The organism is Arthrobacter sp. LT660, assembly GCF_056172845.1.
This window is the reverse complement of record NZ_CM149651.1, coordinates 2,232,621-2,257,172: the sequence shown is the minus strand read 5'-3', so window position 1 is coordinate 2,257,172 and position 24,552 is coordinate 2,232,621. Positions and strand designations below refer to the sequence as shown.

Below are 24,552 nucleotides of genomic sequence, written 5' to 3'. Positions count from 1 at the left end.
TTCAGGATCGTTCTATGCGCTGGACTTTGCGAGCGCATCGGCCGCAGGGTCTGGAGTTTGCCAACCCATGCGGCCACTGACGGCAGCGGCCGCCTCCACGCAGGCTCGCGCCAACTCAGGAAGTTGTCCGCGGGCTACACGGAAGTAGGGGGCGGCCACCAGAATGGCCGCGACGACCTGCCCGCGGTGGTCCCGAATGGGAGCCGCGACTCCGACTTCCTCGGACGAGGTTTCACCGTAGTTGAACGCATGGCCGCGGTCCCGGACGGTGGCCAACCGGTCGAGGTACGCCGCGGTCGAATGCGCCGTCGAGTCGTCGATCTTGACCGTGCCGTCGGTCAACAGGGACCGCACGTTTTCCGGTTCCTCGTCCGCCAGGAACACCTGTACGGAGGCGCTGAGGGCCGTTGCGTATCGGCTGCCCATGGGCGAGGTGTGCTTGACCTGTTTGGTGCTGGGAATCTGTTCGACCGTCACCGATTCGTTGCCGTCCCAGATGTTGAGGGCGGCCGTTTCACCGGTGGCTTCCGCCAACTTCTGAAGTGCCGGGAAGGCGACCCGGCGCACGTCGAGGTTGGCCAACAGCGGGCCTGCGATGGCGATCAGACCCATGCCCAGGCGATATTTGCGAGATTGTTCGTCGCGTTCGACGATGCGCTCCTGCTCGAGGGTCGCGAGTATCCGCGAAATGCTCGATTTGTGGAGCCCGACCTGTGCGGCGATCTCGGTCACGCCGAGCATTGGTTCGTCCGTGGTGAAGCAACGCAGAACCTGGACCACATTGACGATGACCGATGGATTCCTGGACTCTGCGTTCGTCTCGGTGGCCTGCGTTGGCACGATCTCGCTCCTTCTTGTGGCGGCCGTGGGGCGGCAGGCCGATCGCCTGCCGCACCACGCTGTTACCGCCGAAAATCCACGGCTAGCAGGGGATGATGTTGTTCTCCGGTCCGAAGCCGAACTTGGTGATGTTCTCCGCGCCGTCCTCGTTGACCACGAGGATATCGTGCTCGCGGTAGCCGCCGGCGCCGGGCTCCCCATCCATGACGGTGATCATCGGTTCCATGGAGACGACCATGCCGGGCTCCAGGACGGTGTCGATGTCCTCGCGGAGCTCCAGCCCGGCCTCGCGGCCGTAGTAGTGGCTCAGGACGCCGAACGAGTGTCCGTAGCCGAACGTGCGGTTGGCGAGCAGTCCGCGGTCCACGTAGATCTCGTTGAGTTCGGCCGCGATGTCCTTGCAGACCGCGCCGGGCTTGATGAGCTCCAAGCCGCGGCGGTGGACCTCGACGTTCACGTTCCAGAGCTCCAGGCTGCGCTCGTCCGGTTCGCCGAGGAACAGCGTGCGCTCCAGGGCGGTGTAGTACCCGGATGTCATCGGGAAACAGTTCAACGATAGGATGTCGCCGCGCTGGAGCTTCCGGGTGGTGGCCCAGTTGTGCGCGCCGTCGGTGTTGATGCCGGACTGGAACCAGACCCACGTGTCGCGGACTTCGCGGTCCGGGAAGGTCTTGGCGATCTCGTGGATCATGGCCTCGGTGCCGATGAGTGCGACCTCGTACTCGGAGATGCCCTCGCGGATCGCTGCCTTGATGGCCTCGCCGCCCAGGTCGCCGATGCGGGCGCCGTGCTTGATGACCTCGATCTCTTCGGCGGACTTGATCATGCGCTGGCGCATGGCGTCCTGGGACACGTCGAGGAGCGTGGCGCCGTCGAATGCGGCCTGGATGCGCTCGCGGACAAGGCCCGGGAGGGCGTCGTCCTCGACGCCGAGGCGGCGCGTCGCGACGCCGCGCTGGCGCAACGCCTCCTGGAGGGCGAAATAGAAGTTGTCCCGCTGCCAGTCGGTGTAGACGATGTTCTCGCCGTAGCTGGTGCGCCACGGCATGCCGGCGTCGATGTTCGCGGTCACGGTGACGGAGTCGTCGGCGGTGACGACCAGGGCGTAGTTGCGGCCGAACGTGGTGAAGAGGAAGTCCGAGTAGTACTTGATGCCGTGGTAGCTGGTCAGGATGACGGCGTCGAGTTCCTTGGCGGCCATGATCCGGCGCAGGCCGGACAGGCGGCGCTCGAACTCGGCATCGGAGAAGGTCAACGGCTGCTTGGTGCCGTTGTGCAGGACCTTCAGCCGCTCCAGCTCGGCGATGGAGTTCGGGGTGGTCAGCGTCATGGTTTGCTCCTTCGGGCGAATGATCTCTGTGTATCGGCTAGTTGCATTCAACGCAACTGCGTTGCACTCATCACATCATGTGGCACCGGTCACGTCAAGCCCTCAATATCGCTGATTTCGAAGCGTCCCCACCTCGTCGTGGACACGGCGGGAAACGCGGAAGGGATGGAACTGGCGTCGACCGATTCCGTCCCTTCCGCGTGTTCTTGCCGGGGCTCCGTGTCCGCTCGACCGTGACAGTGCCCCGCCCGCGGCTACTCCCGCGCGTCGCCCGTCGAAGCCCCCACGGCGCGCGCCGTGCCGAGTTCCTCGGCGATGTCCCGCGCGAGGTCTTCAGTGACCTGCCGGAACAACAGCTCGCCCTTTTGCGCGTCGGAGCCGGCAGGGGCGGAGAGGCACCCCGTGGCCGGAGTGCGTCCCGGCACGACAGGAAGGCGGTCGAACCGCGGCAGGTCGGCGGCCGGATGGTCCACCGCGCGGCCCAGGTCCACCAGCCCGGGTTCCAGATGCAGCATGAGCGAGGTCTCCAGAACCCCGCCGTGTTCGATGTCCCATCCGGGGAATCCGTCCGGGTAGACGGACCCTAGCGTCTCGTCGGAGACGTAGTCCCAATAGGACAGCAGCAGCACGCACTGATCGTCGCCGTCGCGGATTCCGAGTTCTCCGAGTGCCAGATCGATGCCCTCGTAGAGGAACTGGTAGTTCTCGTAGTGCCCGTTGACGAACACGACGTTCCGAACCCCCTGCCGCAGCAGGGACAGAACCAGGTTGCGCGTGAGTCCGATAAGCGTGGCCGCGTCGAGACTCACGGTTCCGGGCAGATGGTTCCCGCCGCCGGACTTCTGCTGGGACTTGTAGCCGTAGGCGACGGGCTGGGCCACCAGGGAGCCCGTTGCCCGCGCGGCGACCTCCGCGATGCGCTGCGAAAGGATGGCGTCCGTCCCCATGGGCAGGTGGGGTCCGTGCTGCTCGAGCGCCCCGACCGGCACCAAGACCGTGCCAGAACCCGTCCGCAGCCAGTCCGTAAACGTGTGCGCATCGAGCCCGGAAAGATGGACTCCGCGCGACGCTTCATTGCGAGCTTCCACGTTTTCTCCTTTTCGGTGGTGGCCCCGCAAGGGGGCCACCACGGTTGTGGTGCCTAGTCCCGTTGGGGAGACGGGCTGGGCGCGACGTCGGCCTCGACGAGGTCGTCGTCGTGGTTCGGGTCGTTGACCTCACGCTCCAGTTTTTTGGTCGCCTTGTCGCGGTTGCGCAGGCGGCGGATGAGGTTCGCGATCATCAACAGGATGACGAACGAGAAGGGGAAGGCGCCGATGATCGTGCCGGTCTGCACCGTGTCGACGACGGCGGTCCCGCCGATGGAGAGCAACACCAGTGCGACGGCGGCGATGCTGAGTACCAGCACCACGCGGAACCATGGTCCGGCCTTCTTCGGCGCGGAGACGAACTCCGCCAGCGCGTACGTGCCCGAGTCCAGGCTGGTGATGTAGTAGGTCGCCACGAGGATGGTCGCGGCCACCAGCAGCACGCCGCCGATCACCGGCACCATCGCCAGAGTGGAGAACAGCCCGCTGGACGTGTTCGCGGCGACGTCGTCGGAAATCGATCGGTTCGTCGCGTCGTCGTAGTAGAGCGCGGCCGAGCCGATCACACCCACCCAGATCATCACGATGAGGGACGGAATGATGGTCACGCCGAGGACGAACTCGCGGATCGTGCGCCCGCGGGAGATGCGTGCGATGAACCCGGCGACGAAGGGCGAGAACGCGATGACCCAGCACCAGATGAAGACCGTCCACCAGCCGTTCCAGCTGTCCTGCCAGGAGTCCAGGGGGCCCGTGGCGACGGCGGCGTCCGTCCACAGGCTCATCGGGATGAAGTTGTAGATGAAGGCGCCGAAGGTCTGGGAGATGTTGGAGAGGATGTAGATGGTCGGGCCGAAGACGAAGACGCCGGCAACCAGGACGATGCTGAGGATCGAGTTCGCCTCGCTGATGCGCTTCATGCCCTTGTTGACACCCACGAACGCCGAAATCGCGGCGAGCCCGGCGAGGCCGATGATCACGGCGATCCAGACGCCCGGACCGGCGGTCACCCCGGTGAAGGTCGAGATGCCGGACGTGAACTGCAGCGCGGCGAAACCGAAGGACGTCGCGAGGCCGAGCACCGTGGCGATGATGGCCAGCAGTTCAACGACGACGCCGGCCGGACGCTGCGCGCGCTTCGGGAGGATGTCCACGGTCGCCTCGCGGAACGTGAGCGTCTTGCCGAGGTTGTGGTGCGAATAGGCCAGGCAGATGGCGACCACGCAGTACATGGCCCAGGCCGTCAGGCCCCAGTGGAAATAGGTCCACACCATGCCGCCCTCGCCGGGGTTGGCTCCCGCCGGGATGAGTGGGACCTCGTCGCGGAGCATGATGGGCTGGGCAACGGACCAGAAGATCAGCCCGATGCCCTGTCCGCAGGCGAAGAGCATGGAGTACCAAGCGAACTTGCTGTGCTCCGCCTTGGCTTTGGGGCCACCGATGCGAATGCGTCCGATCTTGCTGGCTGCCAGCCAACAGCACACCCCGACGGCGATGGCCGAGTACAGGATGAAAAGCCACGTGAAACCGGACGTGACAAACGTGCGCATCCGGCCGATCACCTCGGCGGCGCCGACCGGGTTGACGGTGACGGCAATGATAACCGCGATGATCAATACCGGCGGCAGGACCTTGATGATGGTCCGGTCCAGGGGCGGGATGGTCTGCCCGCGGAAGCGGGGGAGTTCTCCGCCTCGAAGCGGCCAGCGGGAGGCGGGCGGCGCGTCTTCGGTGTGGCCAACCCCATGGGAGGTGGGTTCGGGGTTTGGGGCAGGGACTGATTGCGCGCCGGCAGGGATCTTGCTTTCTGCCTGTTGCTCGTGGATTGACATCGGACTGACCCTTCGAATGTCCGACCTTTACAGTCGGAATGAGTGTGGGGAGCTCGTTGGCCGGGGGTGGGGCGCCTTGAGTTGCAGTTAGCGCAACCCGGTTGCATTCAACAATACCGTGACACCCATCACAGTCAAGGGGTCCGTGCCGATCTATAGGACGGAACGCACCGTTTGTTCGAAATGGCCGATATGCGCGGAGGCCAGGTCGCCGGCCAGATCGGCGTCGCCGGCCAAGATCGCGCGCAGCAGGCCCACGTGCTCGGTGATGTGCTCGGAGATGGACGGCAGCCGGTCCAGCACCAGGCACCAGATGCGGGTCGCCAGGTTGTCCAGACGCACCAGGGACTCTTCCAGGTGGTGGTTGCCGGCCGCGCGGTAGATCAGGCGGTGCACCTCGAGGTCGTACTGCATGAGTTCGCGCCGCCCCTGGGTGGTGTCGAGACGCTCGATGGCCTGGGCCACCTGCTCCAGTTCCACGCGGATTCCGGCATGGGGGTTCAGGGCGGCCCTGCGGGCGGCCAGTGGCTCCAGTGCGTGGCGGATCTCGGAGATCGCCGCCAGTTCGGTGATGTCGACGATGGTGGCGAACGTTCCCCGGCGGGGGTAGGAGACGACGAGATGGTCCGTCTCGAGCCGCTTCAGCGCCTCGCGCAGCGGCGTTCGGCCGAACCCGAGATCGTTCGCCAGTCGCGCCTCGTTGATGGGCTCGCCGGGCGCGATGTCCAGCATGATCAGGCGATCGCGCAGGATCCGGTATGCCCGCTCGGCGAGCGAGAGCTCCTCGTCGACGATCGTGTCTGGGCTGCTCATGCTTCCACTCCTCACGTCCGGGAGTCCGGCTCCCGGGGTTGGCCCGAATGTCCGTCCTCCGGGCGCTTGACCAACTGTGATCCCCATCATACTATGGTTCAAACACTGATATATCAGTTGTCGACGCGTAAGCACGAGGAGGATTTGATGTCACAGGCGACTTCGATGTCACAGGCGGCGGAGAGCACGGAGCAGTACGCCGCCCCGGTGGCGGGCGAGACGGGCGGTGCGACCGCGGCCAGCACAGGCGGCGCCGGTTCGGGAACCGGCGCCGGCACCACCGCCGCCCACGGTCCAAAAGCCCCTGCCGCCGTCGCTGCGGGTTCGTTGACGCAGGACATCTCGGTGTTGGATCCGGAGGTGGCTGCGGGGATTGATGCGGAGTTGCGTCGGCAGCAGGATGGTTTGGAGATGATCGCGTCGGAGAACCATGCGGCGTTGGCGGTGATGCAGGCGCAGGGTTCGGTGTTGACGAACAAGTACGCCGAGGGGTATCCGGGTCGGCGGTATTACGGCGGGTGCGAGCATGTGGATGTGATCGAGCGGTTGGCGATCGATCGGGTGAAGGCGTTGTTCGGTGCGGGGTTCGCGAATGTGCAGCCGCATTCGGGTGCGCAGGCGAACGCGTCGGTGATGCACGCGTTGATCCGTCCGGGGGATACGGTGATGGGCCTGAACCTGGCGCACGGCGGGCATTTGACGCACGGGATGAAGATCAATTTCTCGGGTCGTTTGTACAACATCGTGCCGTACGGGGTGGATGAGTCCACGTACGAGGTGGACATGGACGAGGTCGAGCGTCTGGCGGTGGAGCACGAGCCGAAGATGATCGTGGCGGGTTGGTCGGCGTATCCGCGGCGGTTGGATTTCGCGCGGTTCCGGGCGATCGCGGACAGGGTGGGGGCGTACCTGTTTGTGGACATGGCGCATTTCGCGGGTTTGGTGGCGGCGGGTTTGCATCCGTCTCCGGTGCCGCATGCGCATGTGGTGTCCTCCACGACGCACAAGACGTTGGGCGGTCCGCGGGGCGGGATCATCCTGACCAACGACGCGGAGATCGCGAAGAAGGTCAATTCGGCGGTGTTCCCGGGTCAGCAGGGCGGTCCGTTGGAGCATGTGATCGCGGGCAAGGCGGTGGCGTTCAAGGTCGCCGGGACCGCGGAGTTCCGGGACCGGCAGGAGCGCACCTTGGCGGGTGCGGCGATCCTGGCGGAGCGTTTGGGCCGTGCGGATGTGGCGGGCAAGGGCATTGGCGTGTTGACCGGGGGCACGGATGTGCACCTGGTGCTGGTGGATTTGCGGCATTCGGAGTTGGACGGGCAGCAGGCGGAGGATCTGTTGGCGTCGGTGGAGATCACGGTGAACCGCAACGCGGTGCCGTTTGATCCGCGTCCGCCGATGGTGACGTCGGGTTTGCGGATCGGGACGCCGGCGTTGGCGACGCGTGGTCTGGGCGAGGAGGCGTTCGCGGAGGTCGCGGACATCATCGCCGAGGTCCTGGTCGCGGGGCCGGACGCCGACACCGCGGGACTTCGTGCCCGTGTGAAGGCCGTCGCCGACGCGCACCCGCTTTATCCGCACCTCGCGCCGCTTTCCACCCAGATTGGAGCATAAGACCATGGCAGACCTTCTCCCGGAGCACCCGGAATTCCTCTGGCACAACGCCGACCCCAAGCCGTCCTACGACGCCATCATCGTCGGCGGCGGCGGGCACGGCCTCGCCACCGCCTACTACCTGGCGAAGGACCACGGCATGACGAACATCGCCGTGATCGAACGCGGGTGGCTCGCCGGCGGCAACATGGCCCGCAACACGACGATCATCCGCTCGAACTACCTGTGGGACGCCAGCGCGGGGATCTACGAGCACTCCCTCAAGCTCTGGGAGCAGCTCCCCGAGGAGCTCGAGTACGACTTCCTGTTCTCCCAGCGCGGAGTCATGAACCTCGCGCACACCCTCGGCGACGTCCGCGAGAGCGTGCGCCGGGTCAACGCCAACAAGCTCAACGGGGTCGACGCCGAGTGGATCACCCCGGAGCAGGTGAAGGAGCTCTGCCCGATCATCAACATCGGGGACGACATCCGCTACCCGGTCATGGGCGCCACCTACCAGCCCCGTGCCGGCATCGCCAAGCACGACCACGTGGCCTGGGCCTTCGCCCGCAAGTGCGACGAGATGGGCGTGGACATCATCCAGAACTGCGAGGTCACCGGCTTCATCAAGGACGGCGACCGCGTGGTCGGCGTCGAGACCAACCGGGGCCGCATCAACGCGGGCAAGGTTGCCCTCTGCGGTGCCGGGCACTCCTCGGTCCTCGCGGAAATGGCCGGCTTCAAGCTGCCGATCCAGTCCCACCCGCTGCAGGCCCTGGTGTCCGAGCTCCACGAGCCGGTCCACCCGACCGTTGTCATGTCCAACCACGTCCACGTCTACGTCTCGCAGGCGCACAAGGGCGAACTGGTCATGGGCGCGGGCGTGGACAGCTACACCGGCTACGGCCAGCGCGGCGGGTTCCACGTGATCGAGGACCAGATGGCGGCCGCCGTCGAGCTGTTCCCGATCTTCGCCCGGGCCCACGTGCTCCGGACGTGGGGCGGCATCGTGGACGTCACGATGGACGCTTCGCCGATCGTGTCCAAGACCCCGGTGGACCAGCTCTACGTCAACTGCGGCTGGGGCACCGGCGGCTTCAAGGGCACGCCCGGCGCGGGTTTCACGTTCGCCCACACCATCGCGACCGACGAACCGCACCCGCTCAACGAACCCTTTGCGCTGGATCGCTTCGAAAGCGGCCGCCTGATCGACGAACACGGCGCCGCCGCCGTGGCCCACTAGGAAGGACCCGAACATGCTGCTCATCGAATGCCCCTGGTGCGGGCCCCGCAACGAGACCGAATACCACTACGGCGGACAGGCGCACGTCGCCTACCCGGAGAACCCTGAGGGGCTCAGCGACAAGGAGTGGTCCGAGTACCTCTTCTACCGCGAGAACCCCAAGGGACTCTTCGCGGAACGCTGGGTCCACTCGGTCGGATGCCGCAAGTGGTTCAACGCCGTCCGCGACACCGTCACCTACGAATTCGCCGCCGTCTACAAGCCCGGCGAGCCCCGCCCGGACCTCCGGGCCGCCGCCAACTACAGCAAGGAAGGAACGAAATGAGCACCACGGCACAGACCCGGCGGCTCGACGCGTCCAGCGCGCCGCACGCGCGCATCGACCGCGCATCGACGCTCACGTTCACGGTCGACGGCGAGAAGCTCACCGGCCACCCCGGGGACACGGTCGCCTCCGCCATGCTGGCCTCCGGACGCGTCGCCTGCGGGCCGTCGCTGTACCTGGGCCGTCCGCGCGGGATCATGTCCGCCGGCGTCGAGGAATCGAACGCCCTGATCAAGGTCCGTTCGCGCTATGCGGGCCACGTCGACGAATCGATGCTGGCCGCCCCCGTCGTCGAACTCACGGACGGCATGGACATCAGCCTGCTCAAGGGCCTGGGCCAGCTGGACCCGCGCACGGACGAGGCCATCTACGACCGCAAGTACGTCCACGCGGACGTCCTCGTCGTCGGCGCCGGGCCCGCCGGGCTGGCGGCCGCCCGCGACGCCGCGGCGTCCGGGGCCCGCGTGGTCCTGCTCGACGAGCAGCCGGAGGCCGGCGGCTCGCTGCTGTCCTCCTCGGAGGAGACCATCGACGGAAGGCCGGCCCTGGAGTGGATCGCCGAGACGCGCGCGTTCCTCGACTCCGCGGCCGAGGTCACCTACCTTCCACGCACGACGGCGTTCGGCAGCTACGACTCGAACTACATCGTCGCGGTCCAGCGCCGCACCGACCACCTCGGCGGCTACGCCGGGACCGGCGTGTCCCGCGAGCGCATCTGGCACGTCCGCGCGGCCCAGGTGGTCCTGGCCACCGGCGCGCACGAGCGGCCCCTGGTGTTCGGGAACAACGACCGCCCGGGCATCATGCTGGCCTCCGCCGTGCGCAGCTACCTCAACCGGTATGCCGTCGCCGTGGGCGGCAACATCGCCGTCGCCACCACCAACGACTCCGCCTACGCGTTGGTGAGGGACCTGCACCGCAACGGCATCCGCGTCGCCGCGGTCGTCGACGCCCGCGCAGAACTGACGGCGGCTGCCGCCGAAGTCCAGACGCTCGGCATCCGGGTCCTGACCTCCTCGGCCGTCGTGGAAACGACGGCGGACGACGCCGGACGCGTCTGCGGCATCACGGTCGTCGGAATCGACGCGGCCGGCGAGCCCGCCGGGGCGACGGAGGAGATCGACGCCGACACGCTGGCCGTCTCCGGCGGCTGGAACCCCGTGGTCCACCTGCACTCGCAGCGCGAGCGCCGGCTGGGCTGGGACGACGCGCTGTCCGCGTTCGTGCCGGGAAAGCCGGTGCAGAACCAGCGCACGGCGGGCGCCGTCAACGGACGCCTGGACCTGACCAGCGCCCTTTCCGAGGGTGCCGCCGCCGGTGCCGCCGCCGCGACGGCCGCGGGCTTCGCGATCGAACCGACCACCGCCACGGCCCCGGCCGAGGAGATCGCCCCGACGCGCCCGCTGTGGCTGGTGGCCGGCCCGGGAACCCCGGACGCCGACTACCGGAACCACTTCGTGGACTTCCAGCGCGACCAGACCGTGGCGGACGTGCTGCGCTCCACCGGCGCCGGAATGCGCAGCGTGGAGCACGTGAAGCGCTACACGTCGATCAGCACCGCCAACGACCAGGGCAAGACCTCCGGCGTCAACGCGATCGGCGTCATCGCCGCCGCGCTGGGCACCGAGGACATCGCGGAAATCGGCACCACCGCGTTCCGCGCACCCTACACGCCCGTCGCGTTCGCGGCCCTGGCCGGCCGCCAGCGCGGGGAGCTCTTCGATCCGGCCCGGCTGACGTCCATCCACCCCTGGCACGTCCAGCGCGGCGCCCTGTTCGAGGACGTCGGGCAGTGGAAGCGTCCCTGGTACTACCCGCAGGCCGGCGAGGACATGGACGCGGCCGTGCTGCGCGAATGCGCCGCCGTCCGCGACTCCGTGGGCTTCATGGACGCCACCACGCTCGGCAAGATCGAGATCCGCGGCAAGGACGCCGGCGAGTTCCTGAACCGGATCTACACCAACGCGTTCAAGAAGCTCCAGCCGGGGCTCGCGCGCTACGGCCTGATGTGCACCCCGGACGGCATGATCTTCGACGACGGCGTGACGTTGCGCCTGGACGAGGACCGGTACCTGATGACCACCACCACGGGCGGCGCCGCCAAGGTGCTGGACTGGCTGGAGGAATGGCTGCAGACCGAGTGGCCGGACCTGGACGTGGTGTGCACGTCGGTGACCGAACAGTATGCGACCATCGCCGTCGTCGGGCCGAAGTCCCGTGCCGTGCTCGCGAAGGTGGCGCCGGAACTGGACCTGGACGCGGAGGCTTTCCCGTTCATGGCGTTCCGCGAGACCACCCTGGCCTCCGGGATCCCGGCACGGGTCTGCCGCATCTCTTTCTCGGGCGAGCTCGCGTACGAGATCAACGTGTCCTCCTGGTACGGACTGAACGTGTGGGAGGACGTGGCCGCGGCCGGCGCGGAATTCGACATCACCCCCTACGGCACGGAGACCATGCACGTCCTCCGCGCGGAGAAGGGCTTCATCATCGTCGGCCAGGACACGGACGGCACGGTGACCCCGCAGGACGCGTCGATGGAATGGGTGGTCTCCAAGGTCAAGGACTTCGTCGGCAAGCGGTCGTTCTCGCGGGAGGACACCCGGCGCGAGGACCGCAACCACCTGGTCAGCCTGCTTCCCGTGGACCGGTCCTTCCGGCTCCCCGAGGGCGCCCAGCTGGTCCGGGAGGGCACGCCGATCACGCCCGAGAAGGGACAGGTGCCGATGGAGGGCTACGTGACCTCCAGCTACCACTCCGCGGCACTCGGCCGCAGCTTCGCGCTTGCGCTCATCAAGAACGGGCGCAACCGCATCGGCGAGACCCTGCAGGCGCCCCTGGACGGCCGCCTCGTCGACGTCATCGTCTCCGAAACCGTACTTTTCGATCCCGAAGGGAGCCGTCGTGACGGCTGAACAGCTCATGACCAACACCTCCACCCTGCGCCGCAGTCCGCTGGAGCACCTCGCCCCCGGTTTTCCGGACCACGACGTCGAGGGCGGGCGCGGCGTGACCCTGCGCGAGGACGCGTTCGCCACGATGGTCGGCATCCGCGCCGTTCCGGGGACCGGCGCGCACGATTCGCTGGCCGCGGCCACCGGCGTCGGGCTACCGGCCGGACCCGGCGAGGTGGCCGGGGATCCGGACGGGACCGCCGTGCTCTGGCAGGGACCGGACGAGTTCCTGCTGGTGGCTCCGGACGGCACGGAGATCATGCAGGAGCTCGTCGAGGCGCTGGGCGAGGAGCCCGGATCCGTCGTCGACCTCTCGGCCAACCGGACCATCCTCCGGCTCGAGGGTCCGAGCGCCCGGCTGGCGCTGGAAAAGGGCTGCCCGGCGGACCTGCACCCGCGTGTGTTCGCCCCGGGAACCGCCCTCTCCACGACACTGGGGCCGGTCCCGCTGTTCCTCTGGAAGGCCGGCGAGGCGTCCTATCTCCTGCTGCCGCGGGCGTCCTTCGCGGACTACGTCGCGCGCTGGCTGCTGGACGCAATGGTGGAGTACTCCGCGCCGGAGGTACGGTAGTGGCGCCGGCTACCGGCGTCGAGACGAAGACCGCAACGGAGGTCCGAACGAAAATGGAACCGAGCAAGAACGACGTCGAGCACGTCCTGACCCTGCACTGTCCCGAGCGTCCGGGGATCGTCCACGCCGTGTCCGGGTTCCTGTTGGACCAGGGCCGGGACATCGTGGAGCTCAAGCAGTTCGGGGACCGCCAGGCGGGGCACTTCTTCATGCGGGTGGACGTCGCCGGACCGGACGCCGCGGACCTGACGGAGTCGATGCGGGCGGCGTTCGCACCGATTGCCGAAGAGTTCAACCTGGAGTGGCGCCTGGAGCCGCTGGGCACCAAGCGCCGGGTACTGATCATGGTCTCGAAGTTCGGTCACTGCCTCAACGACCTGCTCTACCGCTCGCGCATGGGTGAGCTGCCCATCGACATCGTCGCGGTGGTCTCCAACCACCCGGACCACCGGGACCTGGTCGAATGGCACCACATCCCGTTCTTCCACGTGCCCGTCACTCCGGAGACCAAGCCGGCCGCAGAGGCGAAGCTCCTGGACCTGATGGACGACTTCGACGTGGAGCTGGTGGTGCTGGCGCGCTACATGCAGGTGCTCAGCGACGAACTCAGCCGCAAGCTCACCGGCCGGACCATCAACATCCACCACTCGTTCCTGCCCAGCTTCAAGGGGGCGAAGCCCTATCACCAGGCGTTCGCGCGCGGAGTCAAGACGGTCGGCGCCACCGCGCACTATGTCAACAGCGAGCTGGACGAGGGCCCGATCATCTCCCAGCAGACGGTCGACGTCGACCACACGTTCTCCCCGGGGGACCTCGTCGCCGCCGGTCGCGACACCGAGTGCAAGGCCCTGTCCAACGCGGTGAAGTGGCACTGCGAGGGGCGGGTGTTCCTCCACGACAAGCGGACGATCGTCCTGCGCTAGGACTGGAAGCGGGGCTGGGACCGGGACCGGAACCAGAATTACGCCGGAGGGGCCGCGCCGGTGGCGCGGTCCCTCCGGTATGCGCGCGGAGTGACGCCCGCTTCCCGGAGGAAGTGCCGGTTGAAGTTGGACAGGTTCGCGAATCCGACCCGGTGGCAGATGGTGGAGATCGGCTCGTCCGTGGTTTCGAGCAGGCGCTTGGCGTGGGCGAGCCGCAGCTTCCGCACGAGGTCGCTGAAGTTCTGGCCCGTGGCGCGCTTGAAGTACTTTGAGAACGTGGGTTCCGCCATCCCCACCAACGCCGCCGCCCCGGCCATCGTGACGGTGCCCGCGTGGTTGTTGAAGACGTACTCGAGAACGATGTCGACGACGGCGGCGCCCTGGCCGTCCAGTTGCGGCCTGAACCATTCGTCCGCGAGATAGCGGCGGTCCTCCCGGGGCGACCCGGCCAGGACGGAGAACAGCCGGAGCAGGTGGTGGAGCCGTTCCAGGCCGTCGGACGCGCCCAGGGCCTCGATGGCCGCGGCGGCCTCCGCCGCCGTCGGCCCGAGGAACTGGATGCCGCGGGCGGACTCGTCCAGGAGCAGGCGCACCTCCGACATCTCCGGCATGACGGCGGAACACTGCCGAACCCATTTGCCGTCGAACTGGATGACGGCGTCCCGCTTCTCCAGCAGCTGGCCCGGCTCCAGGTCGCTGACCCAATCGTGGGGTAGACCCGATCCGATCAGCGACACGTGGCCGGCCTCGAACGTGCCGATGTGGTCGCCCACGATGAATTTCCCGGTGCCCTTCCGGATGAGATGGACCTCGTATTCCGGATGGTAGTTCCAGCGCGCGAGCGGGCTGGGATAGTCGTGCTCGTGCCACCGGAAGGACTGGTTGGGATCCGCCGGAATGACCTCCCGGTTGGCGCGGATGCCCAGGAGGCGTTCCGCCAGCCGGGCCGCGGCGCTCTCGGCCACGCCGCCGGGCGCGTCACCGGCCATGTCGTTGCCGCGCACGTAACCCTCCGACCTGTCGCGAGTCATGCATATTGGACGGGTAAACCCCGCGGTTCCCCAGAGTAACCGTTCCCGCGCGCAGCCGCTCGGAAAATTCGTATCGGAATTCGGCAAGCCAGGCGCTAGTTGTGCGGCGGGTCACACGCGGAGAATTGAGCTACCGAGCGAGGCCCCCGATGTCCGGTGCCGGCCCCGTTTTCCGCACCGGTCCCGACGAACTCGTCGGCGTTCCGAAGCTGTGCGACCCACGAGTACAAAGGAGTCCTTAATGCGCCCGAAAACACGAGCGGTATCGATGGCCGCGGGGGCCTTGTGCCTGAGTCTGGCCGCCACGGCCTGCGCCGGGGCCGGCGGCGGGTCGTCCGCGGGCGACGCCGCGAGCATCAACGTCCTGATGGTCAACAACCCGCAGATGGAGGACCTGCAGCGGCTGACCGCTGCGAACTTCACCCAGGAGACCGGGATCAAGGTCAACTACACGGTGCTTCCGGAGAACGATGTCCGGGCCAAGATCAGCCAGGAGTTCTCCAGCCAGGCGGGCCAGTACGACGTCGCGTCGCTGTCGAACTACGAGATCCCGTTCTACTCGGCGAACGGCTGGCTCGCGCCGCTGGACGCGGTGGCCGCGGATGGGGCCTTCGACCAGGACGACATTCTCCCGGCATACACGGCCTCCCTGACCGGCGAGGACGGCAAGCTCTACGGAGAACCGTTCTACGGCGAGTCGTCCTTCCTGATGTACCGGAAGGACGTCTTCGAGGCCAAGGGCCTGACCATGCCGGACAAACCCACGTGGGACGAGGTGGCCGAGCTCTCCGCCGAGGTCGACGGCGCGGAGCCGGGCATGCGGGGTATTTGCCTGCGCGGCCAGCCGGGCTGGGGACAGGTCTTCGCCCCGCTGACGACCGTGGTTAACACGTTCGGCGGCACCTGGTTCGACAAGGACTGGAACGCGCAGGTCGACTCTCCGGAGTTCGTGGAGGCGACGAAGTTCTACACGGAGCTGGTCCGGGAACACGGGCCGGCGGGCGCCGCGCAGGCGGGCTTCACCGAATGCCTCAACAACATGACCCAGGGCAAGGTGGCCATGTGGTACGACGCGACGTCCGCCGCCGGGGTGATGGAGGCCGATGATTCCCCGGTCAAGGGGAAGATCGGCTACGCGCAGGCACCGGTCAAGGAGACGGATTCCTCCGGTTGGCTGTGGACCTGGTCGTGGGGCGTGCAGGCGGCGTCCAAAAAGCAGGACGCGGCGGGCCAGTTCATCGCGTGGGCGAGCTCGAAGGACTACGAGGAGCTCGTCGCCGAGGAGCTCGGCTGGGCGAGGGTCCCCTCGGGCAAGCGGATCTCGACGTACGAAAACGCCGACTTCCAGGCGGCCGCGCCGTTCTTCGAGGCCGAACGCACCGCGATCGAGAACGCGGACCCGACGAACCCCGGGGCGCAGGAGCGTCCGGCGATCGGCATCCAATTCGTCGGGATCCCCGAGTTCGCGGACCTGGGCACCACGGTGTCCCAGGGGGTGAGTTCCGCGATCGCGGGACAGGGCACCGTTGAGGACGCGCTGGCCAAGGGCCAGCAGGCGGCCCAGGAAATCGGCGACAAGTACAAGAAGTAACACCCACACCAACAGGTTCCGTGGCCCGCCCGGCGGCGGGCCACGGAACCGCAGGAGAGTCCCATGACCACCACCACGCAGCGCACGGCGTCCACACCCGGACCCGGCGCCCCCCGAAACCCCAGGAACGCGAAATCGCGCCAGCGGGCCCTGGCCTGGGCGCGGCGCGCCCCGCTGCTGCCGGCGCTGATCTTCCTCATCGTCGTCACCCAGCTTCCCTTCGCGGCGACGCTCGTCATCTCCTTCCTGGACTGGAACAGCCTGCGCCCGGACGAGACCGGCTTTGCCGGGTTAGGGAACTACGCCCAGGTGCTCACGGACCCAGATCTCCGCCAGTCGATCCTGACGACCATCGTGCTCACCGTCTCGGTCGTGCTCTCCAGCCTGCTGATCGGGCTGGGCCTGGCGCTGCTGTTGGACAAGAAGTTCATCGGCCGCGGCCTGGCCCGAACGCTGCTGATCGCACCCTTCCTGGTGGTGCCCGTCGCCGCCGCCCTGATCTGGAAGCACGCCCTGCTGAACCCGACGTACGGGTTGATCAACGGCACCCTGACCTGGATCTGGTCGCTCTTCGGCAGCGACGCCCCGCCCCAGCCGGACCTGCTGTCCCAAGCGCCGCTGATGGCGGTCATCGTATCCCTGGTCTGGCAATGGACCCCATTCATGATGCTCATCCTGCTCGCGGGCCTGCAGTCCCGTCCCATGGACACCGTCGAGGCCGCCCAGATGGACGGGGCCAGCGGGTGGGCCATCTTCCGCCACCTCACCCTGCCGCACCTGCGCCAGTACCTGGAACTGGGCGGACTTCTCGGGGCGATCTACATCGTGCAGAACTTCGACGCGGTCTTTACCCTCACCTCCGGCGGACTGGGCACGGCCAACCTGCCCTACTCCATCTACCAGACGTTCTACTTCGCCAACGAGTACGGCCTTGCCTCGGCCGCCGGCGTCGTGGTCGTCATCGGCACCATCATCGTGGCGACCTTCGCCCTGCGCACCGTATTCTCACTCTTCAAGAAGGAGGACGCGCGATGAGCACCCTCGCACCCGCCGCGCCCCGCAACACGTCCCCCGGTCCCACGGCACTGAACACCGGAACCCGACGCCGGCGCGGCAAGTCCCGGATGGACCCCACCCGCAACAACACCGCCGCCGGCATCGCGGCCTGGCTCATGGCACTGCTCTTCGCCACCCCCGTGATCTGGATGATCCTGACCTCCTTCCATTCCGAAACCGACGCGGCGACCAACCCGCCCTCGATCGCGGCGGGACTGACCCTGGACGCGTACAGGGAGTTCTTCGGGGCCAGCTCCGGCATCAGCCCCTGGCCGCCGCTGATCAACTCCGCCACGGCCTCCATTCTCTCCACGGTCCTGGTGCTGCTTCTGGCCATTCCGGCCGCCTATGCCCTGTCCATCAAGCCGGTGAGGAAGTGGACCGACGTGATGTTCTTCTTCCTCTCCACCAAGATGCTTCCCGTCGTCGCCGGGATCCTGCCGCTGTTGCTCTTCGCCAAGACCGCCGGCGTCCTGGACAACGTGTGGTTCCTGATCCTGGTGTACACCGCCATGAACCTGCCGATCGCCGTGTGGATGATGCGCTCGTTCCTCGCCGAGGTCCCCGTCGAGATGCTCGAGGCCGCACAGATCGACGGCGCCGGCCTCCTGCTGACCCTGCGCAAGGTCGTCGCCCCGGTCGCGATGCCGGGAATCGCGGCCACGGCGCTGATCTGCTTCATCTTCAGCTGGAACGAACTCCTCCTCGCGCGCGTCCTCACCGGCGTCATGGCCGGCACCGCCCCCGTGTTCCTCACCGGATTCGTCTCCAGCCAGGGACTGTTCCTCGCGAAGGTCTGCGCCGCCGCCGTCGTCATCTCCCTGCCCGTGCTCTTCGCAGGCTTCGCCGCACAGGACAAACTTGTTCAAGGACTTTCGCTCGGCGCCGTGAAGTAACCGACCCCCCGAATAAAAGGAGTACCCGGAATGACTACAGCAACCCCGCTGGCCCACCGACACGGCGACGAGCTGCCCACCAGCATGCGGGCGTCGGTCCTGCGGCGCGAGAACGTCATGGGCATGGAATCGCTGGACCTTCCCCGACTCGACGCCGATCAGGTCCTGGTGCGCGTGGCGGCCGTCGGCGTCTGCGGCAGCGACGTCCACTACTACGAGCACGGGCGGATCGGGGACTACGTCGTGGACCATCCGCTGATCCTCGGCCACGAACTGTCCGGCCGGATCGCCGCCGTCGGCAGCGCCGTGGATCCGGACCGCATCGGCAAGAGGGTCGCCGTCGAACCCCAGCGACCCTGCCGCAAGTGCCTCCAATGCCGGTCCGGCCGCTACAACCTCTGCCCGGACATCGAGTTCTACGCCACGCCCCCGGTCGACGGCGCCTTCGCCGAATACGTCGCCATCCAGGAGGACTTCGCCTACGACATTCCCGACACCGTCAGCGACGAGGCCGCGGCCCTGATCGAACCGCTGTCCGTGGGGCTCTGGGCCTGTGAACGCGCCGGGATCCGCCCGGGAAGCCGGGTCCTGATCGCCGGCGCCGGACCGATCGGCATCATCGCCGCCCAGGCGGCGCGCGCGTTCGGCGCGGCCGAGGTCCACATCTCCGACATCGCCGAGGACCGGTTGGAGTTCGCGCTCCGGCACGGCGCGACGCACGCCATCGACGCCCGTCGGGACAGCACGGAGGGGCTGGACGCCGACGCCTTCATCGACGCCTCGGGATCCCCGCAGGCCGTCCGGTCCGGCATCCGGGCCGTCGCCCCCGCCGGGCGCGTCATCCTGGTCGGCCTGGGCGCGGACGACGTCGAGCTGCCCGTCTCGTTCATCCAGAACCGCGAGATCTGGCTCTCCGGCGTCTTCCGCTACACCAACACCTGGCCGCTTGCCATCCAACTGGTCGCGGACGGCACGGTGGACCTGGACGTCCTCGTCACCGGGAGATTTTCGCTGGCGGAGTCCGAGGACGCGCTGAAGGCGGGCCGCCAACCCGGGCAAATGAAGGCCGTCGTGTACCCGGGCCGCTGAGGCCGCCTAGTATGGACAACCATGCACGAGCACGCGAGGACATCCAGATGACGGAACAAGCACGTGGCGCCCGGGTCACGGTGGTCGGCGAATCGCTGGTGGACATCATCCACGATCCCCGCGTCAGCGGCGTCGCGGACGAAACCCATCCGGGCGGTAGCCCGATGAACGTGGCGGTCGGCTGCGCCCGCCTGGGCCTGGAGACGAGCCTGGTGACGCACTTCGCCGACGATCCGCACGGGCGGATGATCGCCGGGCACCTGGCCGCGAACGACGTCGTGGCCATCGTCGACGACGCACCGCCGACTTCCAGCGCGCTCGCCACGCTGGACCACACCGGCGCGGCGCAGTACACGTTCACGCTCGGCTGGGACCTCGCGGACGCGGCCGACGCCGCGCTGGCGGCCGTGGCCGGATCGCTCCACGTGCACACGGGATCCATCGCCACCGTGCTGGCGCCGGGCAGCGACATGGTGTTTCGGCTGGTCGAGGCCGCCCGGGAGCGCGCGACGGTCAGCTTCGACCCGAACTGCCGGCCGGCCATCAGCCCGGACGCGGACGAGGTCCGCCGGCAGACGGAGGGCTTCGTTGCCGCCAGCGACATCGTCAAGGCCAGCGACGAGGACCTGCGTTGGCTGTATCCGGACCGGACCCTGGACGATTCCATGGAGGCGTGGCTGGGCCTCGGGCCGGCGCTCGTGGCGTTGACCCGCGGAGCCGACGGGCCCGTTCTGCTCTCGCGGTCGGGACGTGTGGATTTGCCGGGCGAGTCCATCACGGTGGCGGACACCGTGGGCGCCGGCGACTCCTTCATGGCGGGGCTGATCTCCGGCCTCGCGCAGCTGGATGCCCTGGGAGCGGACGGAAGGGAACGGCTGCGCGCCCTCGACCGGGACAGCCTGCGCACCCTGGCCGCCTACGCGAACAGGGCCGCTGCCATCACCTGCTCCCGCCGCGGCGCGAACCCGCCGCGGACGGCCGAACTGGGTTCGATCTAGGCGAGCACCGAGGCCAGGGCCGCCGCGTAGATTTCCGCGTGCTCCTCGGCCAGACGGAGGCGCTCCGCCCGCCGTTCCGCCACGGTCGGCGCGGGCCAGGAGCGGCTCCGGTAGAGGCTCTCCACGGCGTTGGCGAGCGATGCCGCATCCAAATGGCCGGCGTCGTGCGCGTATTCGACCACCGAAGGGTGCTGGCCGCGGTAGTGGCCGCAGCTCGGGGCGATGACCGAGGTCCCCACGTCGCGGCACGCCTCCAGCCAGCCGGAATGGGTTCCGAACCGGTACGGCAGCACGGAGACGTCCAGGGACGCGAGGTAGGCGAAGAACGCGGTCTCGTCGTAGTAGTCGTGGGCGTCCAGCACCCAGCGCCCGGCGTCGTGCCCGCCGCGCAGCAGCCGCGCCGGTTGGGGCCGGTAGTCCTTCGACTCCGGATCCAGGAGATCCCGGTGGATGTTGACGACGAGTTCGGAGTGGGGGAGCGCGCCCACCGCGTCCGCCAGCGGCTCGACGATCCCCGGGTCCATGTTCTGGCGAATGCTCTTCAGGTGCACACCGACGCGGAACGGGTGCCCGGCGGTCGGCGGCGCCGCGTCCCCGGCCGACCGGCGTCGTCCGGCCTGCAAGGCCGCCATGGTCGGGAAATCCACGACGTGCGGGTGCGGGAGCACGGCGGCCTCCACGCCCCAGCGCGCACGGATTTCCGACGCCGCGCCCTCGGTCAGGGTGATGACCCGATCGGCCGCGGGCATCAGGATGTCCAAGTGCGCCTCGTGGGCGCGGGGATCCTCGTGGTGCGGGTTGCGCAGGTCGTGGGCGGTGTAGACCAGGGGCTTGGAGCGCCGGCGGAGTTCGTCGACGAGCGCCCGCAGATCGTCCGCGGAGATGGCGTCGAACCCGAAGTGGATGTGCATGAGGTCGAACTCGGCATGGTGCTCGGCCACCCAGTCCGCGGAGAGCATCACGGGCGGCCACCAGAGGGACTGCGTGAATTTCCCGCCGCCCGCCGGGTCCGGATCCGGCAACCGCCACACCCGCGGCCCGCGGTCCGCGTCCGGCGCCTCGAGATGCCGAATGTACACCTGGCTGTGCGGAATCGACGCCACCCGGATCATTCCACCTGACTCCTCGCCAACCATCTGTCTCCCTTCAATGCGCCAGTTAGGCTACCGAGAGTAGGACACCGAAAGGGGAACGGACATGGATAGGGACGTGGCCGCGCCGGACGTCTCGCTGCTCGTGATCGTCCGGGGGCGCGCGGAGCACCTGCGCAGGCTGGTCGACGGGACGAACCGGGCCGAGCCGAAGCCGCGGGAGATCGTCGTCGTCCACATGGGCGAGCCGGAGACGGAGGGCCTCGAGTCGGACATCCCGGTCCGGCGGTTTCGTCTCGAGGTGCCCGACGGCGGAACGCTGCCGCTGGCGGCCGCACGCAACCTGGCCGCACGCGAGGCCACCGGCGGGTTCCTGGTTTTCCTCGACGTCGACTGCATTCCCGCGCGCTGCATGTTCGGCGAGCTGTTGCGCGACGCCGAGTCCGTCGGCGGGATCGCCATGGCCACCCCGCGGTACCTCCGAGCGCCACTGGCTCCGGACGAGCCCGTCGACGATGCGCTCCTGCATGGCGCCTCCGTGCCCCACCACACCCGCGCCGCCCTCGGGACCGCCGGCGCGGTGCAGGCCTCCACGCGGTACGAGATGTTCTGGACGCTCGGCTTCGCGGTGGCCGCCGGCGACTTCGGGCGGATCGGCGGATTCGACGAGTCGTTCGCCGGCTACGGCGCCGAGGATACCGACTTCGCCTTCACCGCCCGGCGCCTGGGCGTCCCGCTCGCGTTCTCCCGCGCCACCATCTACCACCAGCACCACGGATCGTACCGGCCGCCGTTGAACCACTTCGCCGACATCGTGGCCAACGCCGGCGCGTTCCGGGACAAGTGGGGGACCTGGCCGATGGAGGGTTGGCTCGACGCCTTCGCCCAATTGGGGCTGGTGGAGTGGACCCCGTCCGCGACCTCGATCCGCGCGCTGCGCCGCCCGACGGACGATGAGGTCGCCGCCGCGGCCCACGAGGGCGCCTACTAGGGGGACGAGGGCTGGGAAACCGCGCGCCGGAGCAGAACGTCGAGACTTTCGCGGAAGGCGTCGCGGTGCGTGAAGAGCGCGTCCGCGAGCCCGCTCCCCGGACCACACGCGAGCCGGTCGAGAAGCGCCTCCCAGTCGTCGACCGCATCCCACGTGGGGACGCTGACCGTGCCGGGAATCCCCGCGAGTCGGCCGGCAAACGCGGCCTGCTCGCCAAACGGCCGCTCCTCCGGCACGACGACGGTGGGGCGCCCGGCCGCCGCGGCGGCGGCGATCGCGTTGTGGCCGGCCGAGGTGACGACGACATCGGCCCCGGCCAGCAGCGCGCCGGGGTCCGCGACGACACCCAGGACCTCCAGGTTGTCCGGCGGATCCACCCCTGAGCCATCGTCCCGTTCGGCCTTCGCGTCGGCCAGCCGCCCGGCCACCTGCCAGTCCCACCCGGGCGCCGCCCGGGCGGCCCACTCGATCCCCGCGAGGTCCACGCCCCCGCCGAGGCTGGTTTGCACCACCACCCGGCGCCTGGGTCCGGCGCCGTCCGGAGCCTTGCCGCGAAGCCCGGCGGCATGCGGCGCCAGCATTCCGAGGTAGTCGCTCTTGCCGCCGTGCAGGGTCAGGTGCGCGGGATCCTCCAGCGCGGAAGGGAAGTACGCGACGAGCCGGGAAGCGACACCGTACGCCGTCCGGTGCGCGGCGTCGGTGCGGTCCCCGGGCATGCGGCGGTACACCACGGGGTAACCGGAGAGCCGTGCGAAGACGGCGGCCTCGACGGACACGTCCACCAACACGGCGTCGGCGCCGAACTCGGCCCACGCCCGGGAGAGGCCCGCGAAGCGCCGGCGGATGGCTGGATGGTCGGGGGCGTAGTGGAAGCCGTCGGCGGCAGCGTGGCGGAGGGGAGCGCCGTCGTCTCCCACGTCCGGCTCGAGCGGAACATACTCGGTGGGCCCGGGCAACAGGTTCGCGTCCCGGGGGCCGGTGCTCGTCACCAGGAGATCCACGAGGTCCAGCGAGGCTATGTTCTGGGCGTGGCGCAGATGCCCCGTCCCGTGGTGGTGGGCGTAGTACGCAAGCCGGAGCCGACGTCGTCCGCCGGACACGGCCCCGCTCAATGTCCACCCGCCGGTTCGTCGGCCGTTTCGCCGGCCGGGTCGGCGGCCCGTGGTTGCCGCGCCGCGCTCCCCATGCCCACCAACCGGTGCATCAAGGCTTCGTAGTGCTCGGCCATGGTCTCGACGGAGAACCTCCGCGCGGAGTCGGCCACGACGTCGTGGGACAGTCCGCGCGCCGAGGCGATGGCCGCCGCCAGCGAGGCGGCGTCGCTGCGGGAGGCCACGAATCCCGCGCCGGGGGCGATGATCTCGGCCATGGCGCCCGCGGGGAGGGCCGCGACCGGGGTGCCGCAGGCGAGCGCCTCCACGACGTTCAGTCCGAACGGCTCGTCCCACAGCGGCGAGGCGACAAACACCTCCGAGCCGGACACCAGTTGGCGAAGCTCCGCGTGGTCCAGGTGTCCCGCGTAGCGGACGGAGGCTCCCAGCTCCGGTTCGATGAGCACGGAGAAGTATTCGGGGTCGTGGATCGGGCCGGCCAGCACCAGTTCCATGCCGGCGAGGCGCGCCGCCTCGATCGCCACGTGGGCGCCTTTTTCCGGCGTGATGCGGCCCGTCCAGACGGCTTGGCCGGTCCGCCGCGCGGGGCCTGCGGTCCACTGGCGCAGCGGGATTCCGTTGTGGACGACCCCGAGAGCGGGCAGGTGCGGACGCCAGCCGCGGGCGTTGGTCTCCGAGACGCTGACGTAGGCGTGGCGGGGGTCGGGTTCCCAGCCCGCGCCGCCGAAGACGTCGACAATCCGGGGCAGCGGCGGCGTGTGGAAGACGTGGAGCGTCGGGACGCCCCGCAGCTCCCGGTGCGGGACCGGGCTGAGGGAATTGTTCAGGACCACATCGAACCCCCGGCGGGCGGCGCGGACCGCGGAGCGCATCGCCCCGTCCAGAACCCTGTGCTGCCGGTCCCGCGACACGCTGTCCGGGTAGCCGTTGACGCGGAATCGCCCGTCCAGGACCGCCACCTGCCGGCACACGACGTGGCTGCCCTCCTTCGCGAAGAGAACGACGTCGTGGCCGCGGTCGGCGAGCGCGGCCACCGCCTGCGCGGTGTGGGCCTCGAGGCCGCCGGCGAACGGGGAGGCGACCGCGTGGTGCAGGTGTGCCAGAACGGCGATCCGGAGCCCGGGCTTTCGGTGTGAGGTGTGGTGGCGTCGCGTCATGTCCGCATCATGGCAGATCCGGAGCGTGATC

At 68.7% G+C, this 24,552-nt stretch carries 21 protein-coding genes; 12 read left to right on the top strand and 9 right to left on the bottom strand.

The genetic code is table 11. The features are described from left to right. Positions 1-12 precede the first annotated feature (12 nt). The 5 genes from AC0QSG_RS10415 to AC0QSG_RS10395 all read right to left on the bottom strand — a co-directional run bounded on the left by AC0QSG_RS10415 (position 13) and on the right by AC0QSG_RS10395 (position 5,903). On the bottom strand, positions 13-840 hold the full coding sequence (locus AC0QSG_RS10415) for an IclR family transcriptional regulator (protein ID WP_475375303.1): 828 nt from the start codon (positions 838-840) through the stop codon (positions 13-15). An 82-nt stretch (positions 841-922) separates the two neighbouring features. Beyond that, complete coding sequence (locus AC0QSG_RS10410; protein WP_475375302.1) at positions 923-2,170, bottom strand: M24 family metallopeptidase; 1,248 nt, start codon at positions 2,168-2,170, stop codon at positions 923-925. A gap of 254 nt (positions 2,171-2,424) precedes the next feature. Next, entirely contained in the window at positions 2,425-3,258 is an 834-nt protein-coding gene (locus tag AC0QSG_RS10405) for a creatininase (RefSeq protein ID WP_475375301.1), read from the bottom strand. Between the two features lie 53 nt (positions 3,259-3,311). After that, positions 3,312-5,090, bottom strand: a complete 1,779-nt coding sequence (locus AC0QSG_RS10400; protein WP_475375300.1) for a BCCT family transporter — start codon at positions 5,088-5,090, stop codon at positions 3,312-3,314. A gap of 153 nt (positions 5,091-5,243) precedes the next feature. Continuing rightward, positions 5,244-5,903 carry a GntR family transcriptional regulator gene (locus AC0QSG_RS10395; RefSeq protein WP_475375299.1) on the bottom strand — a complete coding sequence of 220 codons (660 nt, stop codon included), beginning with the start codon at positions 5,901-5,903 and terminating at the stop codon, positions 5,244-5,246. Between the two features lie 147 nt (positions 5,904-6,050). Between AC0QSG_RS10395 and glyA the strand changes: the two genes are divergently transcribed. The 6 genes from glyA to purU are packed head-to-tail and all read left to right on the top strand — an operon-like array spanning position 6,051 to position 13,509. After that, positions 6,051-7,517, top strand: coding sequence for a serine hydroxymethyltransferase (gene glyA / locus AC0QSG_RS10390; protein ID WP_475375298.1), 1,467 nt, complete (start codon positions 6,051-6,053; stop codon positions 7,515-7,517). A gap of 4 nt (positions 7,518-7,521) precedes the next feature. Further along, positions 7,522-8,739, top strand: a complete 1,218-nt coding sequence (locus AC0QSG_RS10385) for a sarcosine oxidase subunit beta family protein (protein ID WP_475375297.1) — start codon at positions 7,522-7,524, stop codon at positions 8,737-8,739. Positions 8,740-8,752: 13 nt separating this feature from the next. Next, a complete protein-coding gene (locus AC0QSG_RS10380; RefSeq protein WP_475375296.1) occupies positions 8,753-9,064 on the top strand; it encodes a sarcosine oxidase subunit delta in 312 nt (103 codons plus the stop codon). After that, positions 9,061-11,976 carry a sarcosine oxidase subunit alpha family protein gene (locus AC0QSG_RS10375; protein WP_475375295.1) on the top strand — a complete coding sequence of 972 codons (2,916 nt, stop codon included), beginning with the start codon at positions 9,061-9,063 and terminating at the stop codon, positions 11,974-11,976. Before AC0QSG_RS10380 ends, AC0QSG_RS10375 begins: the two co-directional genes overlap by 4 nt. Then, entirely contained in the window at positions 11,966-12,586 is a 621-nt protein-coding gene (locus tag AC0QSG_RS10370) for a sarcosine oxidase subunit gamma (protein ID WP_475375294.1), read from the top strand. Before AC0QSG_RS10375 ends, AC0QSG_RS10370 begins: the two co-directional genes overlap by 11 nt. A gap of 53 nt (positions 12,587-12,639) precedes the next feature. Continuing rightward, positions 12,640-13,509 carry a formyltetrahydrofolate deformylase gene (purU, locus tag AC0QSG_RS10365; protein ID WP_475375293.1) on the top strand — a complete coding sequence of 290 codons (870 nt, stop codon included), beginning with the start codon at positions 12,640-12,642 and terminating at the stop codon, positions 13,507-13,509. Between the two features lie 38 nt (positions 13,510-13,547). On the opposite strand, the gene AC0QSG_RS10360 is transcribed toward purU, so the two are convergent. Beyond that, positions 13,548-14,540, bottom strand: coding sequence for an AraC family transcriptional regulator (locus tag AC0QSG_RS10360; RefSeq protein ID WP_475375292.1), 993 nt, complete (start codon positions 14,538-14,540; stop codon positions 13,548-13,550). Positions 14,541-14,781: 241 nt separating this feature from the next. Between AC0QSG_RS10360 and AC0QSG_RS10355 the strand changes: the two genes are divergently transcribed. From AC0QSG_RS10355 to AC0QSG_RS10335, 5 genes are all read left to right on the top strand, one after another. Next, on the top strand, positions 14,782-16,131 hold the full coding sequence (locus AC0QSG_RS10355) for an ABC transporter substrate-binding protein (protein WP_475375291.1): 1,350 nt from the start codon (positions 14,782-14,784) through the stop codon (positions 16,129-16,131). Between the two features lie 63 nt (positions 16,132-16,194). After that, a complete protein-coding gene (locus AC0QSG_RS10350) occupies positions 16,195-17,166 on the top strand; it encodes a carbohydrate ABC transporter permease (RefSeq protein WP_475375290.1) in 972 nt (323 codons plus the stop codon). Then, positions 17,163-18,083 (top strand): carbohydrate ABC transporter permease, encoded by a 921-nt coding sequence (locus AC0QSG_RS10345; protein ID WP_475375289.1) that lies wholly within the window; start codon positions 17,163-17,165, stop codon positions 18,081-18,083. The genes AC0QSG_RS10350 and AC0QSG_RS10345 overlap by 4 nt, the downstream gene beginning before the upstream one ends. A gap of 30 nt (positions 18,084-18,113) precedes the next feature. Next, the gene (locus tag AC0QSG_RS10340) at positions 18,114-19,172 is read left to right on the top strand and encodes an NAD(P)-dependent alcohol dehydrogenase (RefSeq protein WP_475375288.1); all 1,059 of its coding nucleotides are present in this window, start codon (positions 18,114-18,116) and stop codon (positions 19,170-19,172) included. 47 nt (positions 19,173-19,219) lie between these two features. Further along, positions 19,220-20,170 (top strand): carbohydrate kinase family protein, encoded by a 951-nt coding sequence (locus tag AC0QSG_RS10335; RefSeq protein ID WP_475375287.1) that lies wholly within the window; start codon positions 19,220-19,222, stop codon positions 20,168-20,170. Here the strand turns inward: AC0QSG_RS10335 and AC0QSG_RS10330 are convergent. Continuing rightward, positions 20,167-21,282, bottom strand: a complete 1,116-nt coding sequence (locus AC0QSG_RS10330; protein ID WP_475375286.1) for a glycosyltransferase — start codon at positions 21,280-21,282, stop codon at positions 20,167-20,169. The two genes, AC0QSG_RS10335 and AC0QSG_RS10330, sit on opposite strands and share 4 nt — an antisense overlap. A gap of 85 nt (positions 21,283-21,367) precedes the next feature. Here AC0QSG_RS10330 and AC0QSG_RS10325 point away from each other — a divergent pair, with 85 nt between their 5' ends. Next, entirely contained in the window at positions 21,368-22,252 is an 885-nt protein-coding gene (locus tag AC0QSG_RS10325; protein WP_475375285.1) for a glycosyltransferase family 2 protein, read from the top strand. Here the strand turns inward: AC0QSG_RS10325 and AC0QSG_RS10320 are convergent. Both AC0QSG_RS10320 and AC0QSG_RS10315 read right to left on the bottom strand, forming a co-directional pair. Further along, positions 22,249-23,352, bottom strand: a complete 1,104-nt coding sequence (locus AC0QSG_RS10320; protein ID WP_475375284.1) for a glycosyltransferase — start codon at positions 23,350-23,352, stop codon at positions 22,249-22,251. The genes AC0QSG_RS10325 and AC0QSG_RS10320 overlap by 4 nt on opposite strands. Before the next feature lie 8 nt (positions 23,353-23,360). Beyond that, positions 23,361-24,521 carry a glycosyltransferase gene (locus AC0QSG_RS10315; protein ID WP_475375283.1) on the bottom strand — a complete coding sequence of 387 codons (1,161 nt, stop codon included), beginning with the start codon at positions 24,519-24,521 and terminating at the stop codon, positions 23,361-23,363. Positions 24,522-24,552: the final 31 nt, after the last annotated feature.

Excerpts from the sequence above, each read along its gene's own strand:
- AC0QSG_RS10410 (WP_475375302.1), bottom strand. The coding sequence starts at position 2,170 with ATGACGCTGACCACCCCGAACTCCATCGCCGAGCTGGAGCGGCTGAAG.
- AC0QSG_RS10400 (WP_475375300.1), bottom strand. The coding sequence starts at position 5,090 with ATGTCAATCCACGAGCAACAGGCAGAAAGCAAGATCCCTGCCGGCGCG.
- AC0QSG_RS10395 (WP_475375299.1), bottom strand. The coding sequence starts at position 5,903 with ATGAGCAGCCCAGACACGATCGTCGACGAGGAGCTCTCGCTCGCCGAG.
- glyA (WP_475375298.1), top strand. The coding sequence starts at position 6,051 with ATGTCACAGGCGACTTCGATGTCACAGGCGGCGGAGAGCACGGAGCAG.
- AC0QSG_RS10385 (WP_475375297.1), top strand. The coding sequence starts at position 7,522 with ATGGCAGACCTTCTCCCGGAGCACCCGGAATTCCTCTGGCACAACGCC.
- AC0QSG_RS10380 (WP_475375296.1), top strand. The coding sequence starts at position 8,753 with ATGCTGCTCATCGAATGCCCCTGGTGCGGGCCCCGCAACGAGACCGAA.
- AC0QSG_RS10375 (WP_475375295.1), top strand. The coding sequence starts at position 9,061 with ATGAGCACCACGGCACAGACCCGGCGGCTCGACGCGTCCAGCGCGCCG.
- purU (WP_475375293.1), top strand. The coding sequence starts at position 12,640 with ATGGAACCGAGCAAGAACGACGTCGAGCACGTCCTGACCCTGCACTGT.
- AC0QSG_RS10360 (WP_475375292.1), bottom strand. The coding sequence starts at position 14,540 with ATGACTCGCGACAGGTCGGAGGGTTACGTGCGCGGCAACGACATGGCC.
- AC0QSG_RS10355 (WP_475375291.1), top strand. The coding sequence starts at position 14,782 with ATGCGCCCGAAAACACGAGCGGTATCGATGGCCGCGGGGGCCTTGTGC.
- AC0QSG_RS10350 (WP_475375290.1), top strand. The coding sequence starts at position 16,195 with ATGACCACCACCACGCAGCGCACGGCGTCCACACCCGGACCCGGCGCC.
- AC0QSG_RS10345 (WP_475375289.1), top strand. The coding sequence starts at position 17,163 with ATGAGCACCCTCGCACCCGCCGCGCCCCGCAACACGTCCCCCGGTCCC.
- AC0QSG_RS10340 (WP_475375288.1), top strand. The coding sequence starts at position 18,114 with ATGACTACAGCAACCCCGCTGGCCCACCGACACGGCGACGAGCTGCCC.
- AC0QSG_RS10335 (WP_475375287.1), top strand. The coding sequence starts at position 19,220 with ATGACGGAACAAGCACGTGGCGCCCGGGTCACGGTGGTCGGCGAATCG.
- AC0QSG_RS10330 (WP_475375286.1), bottom strand. The coding sequence starts at position 21,282 with ATGATCCGGGTGGCGTCGATTCCGCACAGCCAGGTGTACATTCGGCAT.
- AC0QSG_RS10325 (WP_475375285.1), top strand. The coding sequence starts at position 21,368 with ATGGATAGGGACGTGGCCGCGCCGGACGTCTCGCTGCTCGTGATCGTC.
- AC0QSG_RS10315 (WP_475375283.1), bottom strand. The coding sequence starts at position 24,521 with ATGACGCGACGCCACCACACCTCACACCGAAAGCCCGGGCTCCGGATC.